The organism is uncultured Fretibacterium sp. (genome assembly GCF_963544685.1).
In the GTDB taxonomy this organism is placed as follows: domain Bacteria; phylum Synergistota; class Synergistia; order Synergistales; family Aminobacteriaceae; genus CAJPSE01.
This window is the reverse complement of record NZ_CAUUGJ010000097.1, coordinates 1-8,686: the sequence shown is the minus strand read 5'-3', so window position 1 is coordinate 8,686 and position 8,686 is coordinate 1. Positions and strand designations below refer to the sequence as shown.

Here is an 8,686-nt window from a genome sequence, read left to right as displayed (position 1 = left end):
CGATGGGCCTTTGACCGGATTTTTGCGCGGCGGCGACCTGTACAGGAGAATAGGCGTCGAATTTCACGACTCGAGATCGCTGGACCGGGTATCCCGGATGCTGGAGGAGCACGAGGGGATCCGTGTGGCTGCCGAGGAGCGCGTTTTGAAGATCTATTGTCCCAACGACAACGCGCTGATAAGAACCCTTGTAGCGAGTATCTACGATACCGCTTCGGTCGCCGAGATCACTATCGCAAATGTCTCGCTTGAAGAGCGCCTTCTTCAGATGAGGTCGTAGCATGTGGAACATGGTGCGGTTGCATGTCCGGGCCAATTTCAAGCGGCTGCTGATGTACAAAACGGCATCCTTTCTCAGCTTTTTGGGTGCGATGTGCCAAGTGGCCCTGTTTTATTGCTTTTGGAGAGGCATTTGTGACGCGGATTGGGAGACTTTACGCTATGTCCTCCTGGCCCGATTTTTTTTCTTCTTCGTCTGTTCCAACAACATCTGGGCTATCGCCGGCGATATAAAAAGCGGAAAAGTAGCGCTCCATCTGACCAAGCCCATTCGTTATCTCGCCCTTTCCTTTATCGACTTCCTGTCGAGAAAAGTCACCGTATTCGTCGTACAGGGCATTCCTCTGATTATGTTCCTGCTTTTTTTCGTCAACATGAAAGTTCGTTGGGTGTCGCTGTTTTTGTGTGCCCTTTCGGTCTTCGTCTCCCTGGTCATCTGCTACTGCCTCGACTTTCTGCTGTCGTTTCTGTGCACGCTGACGCGCAACCACTGGGGGGTCAGCGCATTGCGCGATGGAATTGTGCAGATTTCAAGCGGGGCCGTTGTCCCGCTCCACATGTTTCCTCTGTCGGTTGGACGGGCAATGGAGACGCTGCCCTTCGCCTATATGATCGACACCCCTGTGCGGATACTGACGGCGTCTGCCGATGCCGCGGGCGCCCTCTCGCTTCAGCTCGTGTATTGTGTCCTGATGGTCGCCTTATCCGTCGCTGCGGATGCTGTCTTTACGAAAAGACTGCAAATTCAGGGGGGATGATGGAGAATAGCATCTCAAGGGAAATGCTGATTTAATCCATGAAGCCCCCCGGTGGTACCCCAGCTTGCCTGTTTTGAGGAAGAGGCTTGCCGGGGCCGCCGCTATCAGGATAGCGGCGTGGGGGCTTGGGGGCAAAGCCCCCATGTTAATTATTAGGGAAGCGCTGGAGATTTTTGCCCATAGATGTTTTGCATACTCCTCTTTGGAAAAATATGCGTTTTTGTTTTAATCAGCGCTTCTCAAGGGCTTTGTTACGTGCTGTGGCTTGTTTTTGCGATGTCGAGATCTTGAGGACGGTTCTGCGATGAATCAATGGTTCAAGGCGTATTGTTTTCTCCTCTATCATCGCCTGCGTTCGATCCGGCAATATCCTTTGGACATGGTGTTTGGCATTCTGGGGACGGTTGTCTGGCATCTGCCCAATTTCCTGTTGATCGACATCGTATTCGACCGTGCACAGATAATCCGGGTCCCCAAAGGGTACCTGCTGGTTCTGTACGGGCTGTCCGTATTTGGAGACGGGGTACAGCACACGTTCGCAGAGGCCCTCTGGCAGTTCGGCAATGTGTTCGTCCGGTCGGGTGCGTACGATTCCGTCCTGACCCGGCCTATGCCTCCCTTGGTGCAGGTGCTGGCCAGCCGGTTCGATATCGACGGGATGGGAGGAATTCTCTGGGGTTTGTTCTGTTGTCTGTACGGCCTTCGGATCGCCGATGCCGTTTCCCTTGGCGCGATGACAAAGCTGTTTTTGTCCTTGGGCGTTTCGGCCAACGTCTATTTAAGCATCAATATCCTGACCTCCTCCCTGGCGTTCGCCGCCGTCGATAACTTTCCGGTGACGCACACGGTCTTTCAGCTTCATTCCTTCGGCCGTTTTCCGATGACCATCTATCCTCGCTGGGCAAGGACGCTTCTGACTCTGGCGGTTCCCGTGTTTTGTGCAACGTATTATCCGGCTGCCGAGATCTTTTCTCGGGGATATTTAGGCGCTCTGTTTTTGTTTATGTTGAGTATTTTGATGTTAGTATTGGGCATATTTACATGGCAATCACTAAGTAAAATATACAAAAGCACTGGAGCGTAAGATACTTTTAGAGCGCAGTGCAGATGGCCCGGAGGCTCACATCCTTCTCTACAGCACGTAGGAATCAGAAAAACGTTGACGATAGAGAGTCATATTGGTGGTTATATAATGGTATCGACCAGGAGGTGTTCGGCATGGGGGAGACAGAGCCACAGACGATACGCGCACCGGAAGGGATGAAGCGCACGATAAAGGCCAGCGTCTTCTCCGATCTGTTCGGCGACAAAAAGTACCTGCTGCAGCTCTACCGGACACTGCACCCGGAGGATACGACAGCTACGGAGACGGACCTGACGGACATCACCATCGAGAACGTCATGGTGGATGGTCTCTATAATGATCTGGGCTTCATGGTGTCGAACCGACTGATGATCCTTCTGGAGGCTCAGAGCACCTGGACTGAGAACATCCTTATCCGTGCCCTGCTCTACATGGCTAAGACCTGGCAGAGGCATCTGAGCGATTTGGGGGAGAACCTCTATGCCAGCCGCCGTGTCAAACTGCCTGAACCGGAGCTCTACGTCATCTACACGGGCGACCGAAAAAATCGCCCCAGCGAGCTCTCGCTGTCAAAAGTGTTTTTTGATAGTAAGGAATATGCCGTTGAGGTACGGGCCAAGGTTATCTACGGCGAGGGTGAAGGAGACATCATCACCCAGTACGTGATGTTCTGCAAGGTGCTCAAGGAGCAGGTGAAGCTCCACGGGATGACGAGGAAGGCCCTTCGCGAGACGATACGCCTCTGCAAAGACCTGGGCGTGCTGAGGGAATATCTGGAGAAAAGAGAGGTGGAAGTGATGGACATCATGACGATGCTGTTTGACCAGGAGACGGTGACAAACACCTACATCAACGACGTGCTCAGACAAGGTAGAGCCGAGGGCAGAAAGGAAGGTAATCTCCAGGGATTTGTGAACGCTTGCCGTGATTTTGGCGTTTCTCGGGACGAAGCAGTGGCCAGGGTGGCCAGAATGTTCGGCTTCTCTGAGGCCGACGCCCGCGTCGAGGTCAGTCGCTACTGGACACAGGACAGCTGATCGAGTCCACAGATGACAGAGATGGGGACAGAGTCCTCTATGACCAAGCCATTGATAAAACCTCCAGGGATATGCTGAAAAACTGCCCCCGTCTGAGCCGGGGTTCTAAAAGACCAAAGAAGCGAGCCGCGCCCTGAAAAAGGGTGCGGCTCGTACTTTATGGCCCCTCGGTCGGACGCTACTCCCGGCCGAAGTGTCCGACCAGCTGCGCCGCATCGATCCTGAGGACCGTCGGGCGTCCATGGGGGCAGAAATACGGCTGGGCGCAGGCATGCAGCTCCCGCCACAGGGCCAGGGCCTCCTCCCGGGACAGGCGCGTCGTCAGCTTCACCGCCGCCTTGCAGGCCATCGTCGCCCAGGTGCGCCACAAGAGCTCCGCCGCGTCCCCGTCCCGATCCTCCTTCAGAGCCCCCAGCGATCCCCTCAGCAGGGCCTCGGGCTCGACCGCCCCCCCAACCGACGGGATGGAGCAAAGCCGCGTTCCTCCGTCGCAGCTCTCCAGCTCGAAGCCGAACCGGACCAGGGTCTCCCGATGCTCCTCCGCCTCCAAGGCGAGGGTCGGGGGCAACGGGACCGGGACCAGAAGCGGCTGAACACGTCCCTCCCCCGCCGCGGCGCGGATGCGCTCGTACCCCACGCGCTCGTGCGCCGCGTGAGGATCCACGAGGACAAGTCCTTCCGGCACATCGAACACCAGATACCCCGAGCCCATCTGGCCCATGTAGACGACGTCGGGGGCGCGAACGGCATCCTCCGCCCCGTCCGGACCGCGGGGCGAAGGCAAAGTCCCGGCCACGGGAGGGTCCGCGCTCTCCGCCCTCACCGCATCCTTCGCCGGCTCCGAAGCGAAGGGCGGGGGCTCGATGCGGGAGAAGGGGGAGACGAAGGTGGGCTTGGATGTACCCCGCGGCGCGGATGTACGGCCCCGCTCCGCTACAGGAGAGGGCGAAGGGGAGGAAAAATCGTCCCGGAACCCCCACCCCTCCCGTGATATCGCCGCGGCGCGGGTGACGGCCCTCCCGCCGGACGGCACGGAGTCCGTGGACCAGGTGCGCCCGTCACGGACCGTCACGGGCGCGGGGCCCCCCAACAGGGCGGCCGCCTCCCGGACGACCTCGAAGACCTCGCCGGGGTACCGGAACCGGATCTCCGCCTTGGCCGGATGGATGTTGACGTCGACCAGCGACGGGTCGATCGAGAGGAGGAGCGCCCAGTTGCCCGTCAGCTCGCGCGCGGCGGCACTCACCGCCCCCTTCACGACCGGGTCCGCCACGGCGCGCCCATTGACGAAGGCGGCGATGTCGTTGCGCCCCTGTCGGGGCTGCCACCAGCACTCCAGGCTCAGATGCCCGGCCTCGGACCGGACGGTCTGGACCGCGGGCTCCGGCCCCCAGAGGCGCTCGACCGCCCGACGCCGGTCCCCGCCGCCGTCGGTGGAGAGCACCTCCCGCCCATCGTGCTCCAGAACGAAGCTCACGTCGGGTCGGCAGATCGCGTACTCCCGCATCAGAAGGGCAGCCCGGCGCAGTTCCCCCGCGGCGCTCTTCAGGAACTTCCGGCGCGCCGGCAGGTTTCCGAAGAGTTCGTCCACCTGCACGCGCGTGCCCGCAGTGCAGTTCACGGCCGTATGCTCCGACACGCGTCCCTCCGAGGCACGGATCAGTCCGCCCGTCCCGTCCGTTCCATCCTCGGGGCGCGAGCGGATCTCGACCGTGGCGACGGCCGTCAGGCTGGCCAGCGCCTCCCCGCGATACCCCAGCGTGCGGATGGCCTCCAGGTCCTCGATCCCCCCTATCTTGCTCGTCGCATGGGGGGTCAGGGCCAGGGGAAGGTCGTCGAGGGCGATGCCGCACCCGTCGTCCTCGACGACGATACGCAACCGTCCCCCGTCCCACAGGCGCACCCGGATGCGGTGTGCGCCGGCATCCAGCGCATTCTCCACCATTTCCTTGACCGCCGAGGCGGGACGCTCCACGACCTCGCCCGCCGCTATGCGCGCCCACACGCTCTCCGAAAGCTCCCTAATCCGCGGCGCCATCCCGTGCCCTCATACTCTTCTCCTTCATTCTGTACAGCACCTCCATCGCGCGCATCGGCGTGATGTTGTCGAGGTCCAGTTCCGCCAGCTCCTCCACGACGGCGTCCGTCTCGGGCGAAAAGAGCAGGAGCTGACGTCTCAGCGCGTTCTGGGGCAGGGGATCGGGGATGGAGGAACGCTCAAACCCCTCCCGCTCGAAGAGCTCCAGCAGCTCGAAGGCCCGCCTCAGCACGGGCTTGGGCAGTCCCGCGAGGCGCGCCACCTCGATGCCGTAGGAGCGGTCCGCCGGACGCGGCACCACCTGGTGCAGAAACACGATGCCCTCCGTCCCCTCGGCCACCGCCATGCTGCAGTTGCGCACGTCGTCCAGCCGATCTTCCAGACAGGTCAGCTCGTGGCAGTGCGTGGCGAACAGCACCCGCGGAGCCGCGCCGCAGCCGCCGTGCAGGTACTCCAGCACCGCCCAGGCGATGCTCATCCCGTCCCATGTGGCCGTCCCGCGCCCCACCTCGTCCAGGATCACCAGGCTGCGGTCGGTGACGTTGTTCAGGATGCCCGCCGTCTCCAGCATCTCCACCATGAAGGTGCTGTTGCCCCGGACTAGGTCGTCGCGGGCCCCGATGCGCGTGAAGACGCGGTCCACCAGGCCGAAGGACGCGCTCTCGGCCGGGACCCACAGGCCCGCCTGGGCCATGACCGCGAGCAGGGCCGCCATGCGCAGCCAAGTGGACTTGCCCGCCATGTTGGGCCCCGTCAGGATGACGATGCGCGCCGCATCCCCGCCCAGCACCACGTCGTTGGGCACGAAGGTCGCGTCCGTCAGGGTCGCCTCCAGCACCGGATGGCGGCCGCCCCTGACGGCCAGGGCCATGGAGTCGTCCACCGTCGGGCGGACGTAGCCGCGCTCCCGCGCCACCTGGGCGGAGGACGCGGCGCAGTCTAGGATGCCCAGCAGGCGTCCCGTCATCTGGATGTCCGCCCCCTCGGAGATGACGCGCTCGACGACGGCCCGATAGAGTTCCCCCTCGATACGCGCGATCTCGCCCTCGCTGCGCGCCATCCTGTCCTGGAAGTCCCGCAGCTCCGGGGTGACGAAGCGCTCGGCGTTCACCAGGGTCTGACGGCGCTCGAAGTGCGGCGGCACCGTCTCCAGCCCCGTCCTGCCGATCTCGAGGTAGTAGCCGAACGCCCGATTGTAGCCGGACCTGAGGCGCGGGCTCCCCGTCGCCGCCCGCTCGCGTTCCAGGTACTCCGCGAGCCACGCCTCGCCCCTCTCCGAGACATCGCGCCAGGAGGCGAGCTCCGCACTGAAGGAGGAGCGCACGACCGGCCCCGCCCCCAGGACACGGGGCAGCTCCTCCTCCAGCGCCTCGTCCAGATGGGCGCGCAGGGGCTCCAGGTCCGGCAGCGCGGCGAAGAGGCCGGCGAGCGGCTCCGGGAACGAGAGGGAACGCAGGCACGGCAGCAGGCGCAGCGTATCCCGGATCGCGGCGAGGTCACGCGGCGTCCCCGTGCCCAGGGAGAGCCGGGACAGGGCGCGCTCGGCGTCGCGGGCCCCGGCGAGCGCATCCTGGAGGCCCCCCAGCCGCGCCGGGTCCTCCACGAGGACGCCGATGCAGGCCTGGCGCCGTTCGATGGCCGGAATATCCATCAGGGGCCGCAGCAGCCACTCCCTGAGGGTGCGCCTCCCCATGGGGGTCCGGCAACGATCCAGACAGGCGAGCAGCGAGACGGACCCCTGGGAGAACTCCGGGACCAGCTCCAGGTTGCGCTGCGCCGCTGCGTCCAGGCTCATTCGGTCACGGGCTCGCAGCGGCGTGATGCGCAGCACGTGACGCACCGCGCTGAACTGCGTCGCGGACAGGTAGTCCAGCACGGCCCAGGCGGGCCCCGCACAGGGATCGTCCTCCTCGATGCCAAAGGACGCGAGGCGCGCCCCTCCCAGGGCCGAGCGCAGGCGCTCCGCCGCCGTCCCCGCGCGGAAGACCTCGGGCGCGGCGGGCAGAAGCGCATACCCCTTCAGAAAATCGGGAGGAGTGCGAAGGGTCGCGGGATGCAGCACCTCGCCGGGCGTGAAGGCCGAGAGGAGCGCGGCGGCCTCCTCGGGGGGCAGGGTTCCCGCCTCCAGGCCGCCGGTCTCGACGGACAGAAGCGCCAGCGCGACGCGGCCGTCCTTCAGCGGAAGGACCGCGGCCAGGCGCCCCGTGTCCCCGCTCTCCTCCGGGACGTAGGTGCCTGGCGTCACGAGGCGCACCACGCGCCGCTCCACGACGCCCTTACCCGTCGGCTCCCCGATCTGCTCGCAGATGGCCGCGCGGCAGCCGGCCTTGATGAGCCTCCCCAGGTAAAGGGAAAGCGCATGGTGCGGCACGCCCGCCATGGGGATCTTCCTTTCGGCATCCCGGGCCGTCAGGGCGATGTCCAGGATCGACGCGGCGGTGCGTGCGTCGTCGAAGAACAGCTCGTAGAAGTCCCCCATGCGGAAGAGCAGCAGCGCGTCGGGATACTCCGCCTTCCATTGCCGGTATTGGCTCAACCAGGGAGTCATCTTGATGTCGTCGGGTATGGCCACCGTCTCGTCTCCTCTTCCTCGTGCGCTCAGGCGCCGCTCTTCTCCGCCATCGTCATTCGCGCTTTTCCGTATTCGCTTTTCCATTTTACTATAGGCCGCACACGCCCCCAGCCTCATCATACGAAAGGAGCCGCCCCGGCCGGGCGGCTCCCCTGTCTGTATTCCCGTTTTCTCCGTCCGCACGAAAAACGAACTTACGCCCCCGGCTTCACGCCCATCGGCATAATGCAGAGAACATCGTCGTCGTCGCGCAGGCTCAGAATCCTCTCGATCGCGTCGTCCCGGGCGGAGCGGATGTAGCGCGTACCGATGCCCAGGGCCCCGGAGGCCAGATAGACGTTCTGGGTCATCGCCCCCGCAGCGACGGCCGCGAACTCCTCCTCATCGTCGTCATCCTTGAACTTCCTGGAGAGCGCCGCGGAATCCGAGACGAAGATCAGGGTGCAGGGCGCCTTCGCGACGAAGTCCTGTTTCCCTATCCGTCCCCGGATATCCTCTTTGGAGACCTCCTTCAACGCGTGGGCCCTCCAATCGTACAGGAAGGTTCCGTCGGCCCGGGCCACGTAGATTTTGACGTAGGGCTCCATCCCCATGGCCATCGGCACCGTCCATCCCTTCTCCCCGCGGTTCAGGCCCGTCGCGGCCCACAGGACCGTCGAGAGATTCTCCAAAGAGACGTCCTTCATGGAGGCAAAATCGCCTCCCACGGCCGAGGCACGGCTCCCGAGGACATCGAACACCCCAGAACCGCCCGTCCTCTGCGGGGCCGGGAGCGAGATGTCGGCGTCCGCCGACCCGACAGGAAAAAGGACTACGGCAGCCAGAAGGAACACGCACAATCTCTTGAAAGCTGTAAACATGACAAACCTCCTCGTAGAATAAGTAACGTGGAAGTGATACCAGGGCTGGTAAACTACT

At 63.3% G+C, this 8,686-nt stretch carries 7 protein-coding genes; 4 read left to right on the top strand and 3 right to left on the bottom strand.

Annotation, left to right across the window (positions count from 1 at the left end; all coding sequences use genetic code 11):
- The 4 genes from ABLA28_RS09020 to ABLA28_RS09005 form a co-directional block, all read left to right on the top strand.
- A partial coding sequence (locus tag ABLA28_RS09020; protein WP_347713381.1) for a hypothetical protein occupies positions 1-280 on the top strand: 280 nt, incomplete at its 5' end.
- Position 281: 1 nt separating this feature from the next.
- The gene (locus tag ABLA28_RS09015) at positions 282-1,037 is read left to right on the top strand and encodes an ABC-2 family transporter protein (RefSeq protein ID WP_347713380.1); all 756 of its coding nucleotides are present in this window, start codon (positions 282-284) and stop codon (positions 1,035-1,037) included.
- A 304-nt stretch (positions 1,038-1,341) separates the two neighbouring features.
- Entirely contained in the window at positions 1,342-2,121 is a 780-nt protein-coding gene (locus ABLA28_RS09010; RefSeq protein ID WP_347713379.1) for an ABC-2 family transporter protein, read from the top strand.
- Between the two features lie 134 nt (positions 2,122-2,255).
- Complete coding sequence (locus ABLA28_RS09005) at positions 2,256-3,158, top strand: hypothetical protein (RefSeq protein WP_347713378.1); 903 nt, start codon at positions 2,256-2,258, stop codon at positions 3,156-3,158.
- A 178-nt stretch (positions 3,159-3,336) separates the two neighbouring features.
- On the opposite strand, the gene mutL is transcribed toward ABLA28_RS09005, so the two are convergent.
- The 3 genes from mutL to ABLA28_RS08990 all read right to left on the bottom strand — a co-directional run bounded on the left by mutL (position 3,337) and on the right by ABLA28_RS08990 (position 8,628).
- On the bottom strand, positions 3,337-5,196 hold the full coding sequence (mutL, locus tag ABLA28_RS09000) for a DNA mismatch repair endonuclease MutL (protein ID WP_347713377.1): 1,860 nt from the start codon (positions 5,194-5,196) through the stop codon (positions 3,337-3,339).
- The gene (mutS, locus tag ABLA28_RS08995; protein WP_347713376.1) at positions 5,180-7,768 is read right to left on the bottom strand and encodes a DNA mismatch repair protein MutS; all 2,589 of its coding nucleotides are present in this window, start codon (positions 7,766-7,768) and stop codon (positions 5,180-5,182) included. Before mutS ends, mutL begins: the two co-directional genes overlap by 17 nt.
- Positions 7,769-7,962: 194 nt before the next feature.
- Positions 7,963-8,628 (bottom strand): nitroreductase family protein, encoded by a 666-nt coding sequence (locus tag ABLA28_RS08990; RefSeq protein WP_347713375.1) that lies wholly within the window; start codon positions 8,626-8,628, stop codon positions 7,963-7,965.
- Between the last annotated feature and the right edge of the window lie 58 nt (positions 8,629-8,686).

Bases quoted from the DNA above. Each gene is read 5' to 3' on its own strand.
- ABLA28_RS09015 (WP_347713380.1), top strand. From the start codon at position 282: ATGTGGAACATGGTGCGGTTGCATGTCCGGGCCAATTTCAAGCGGCTG.
- ABLA28_RS09010 (WP_347713379.1), top strand. From the start codon at position 1,342: ATGAATCAATGGTTCAAGGCGTATTGTTTTCTCCTCTATCATCGCCTG.
- ABLA28_RS09005 (WP_347713378.1), top strand. From the start codon at position 2,256: ATGGGGGAGACAGAGCCACAGACGATACGCGCACCGGAAGGGATGAAG.
- mutL (WP_347713377.1), bottom strand. From the start codon at position 5,196: ATGGCGCCGCGGATTAGGGAGCTTTCGGAGAGCGTGTGGGCGCGCATA.
- ABLA28_RS08990 (WP_347713375.1), bottom strand. From the start codon at position 8,628: ATGTTTACAGCTTTCAAGAGATTGTGCGTGTTCCTTCTGGCTGCCGTA.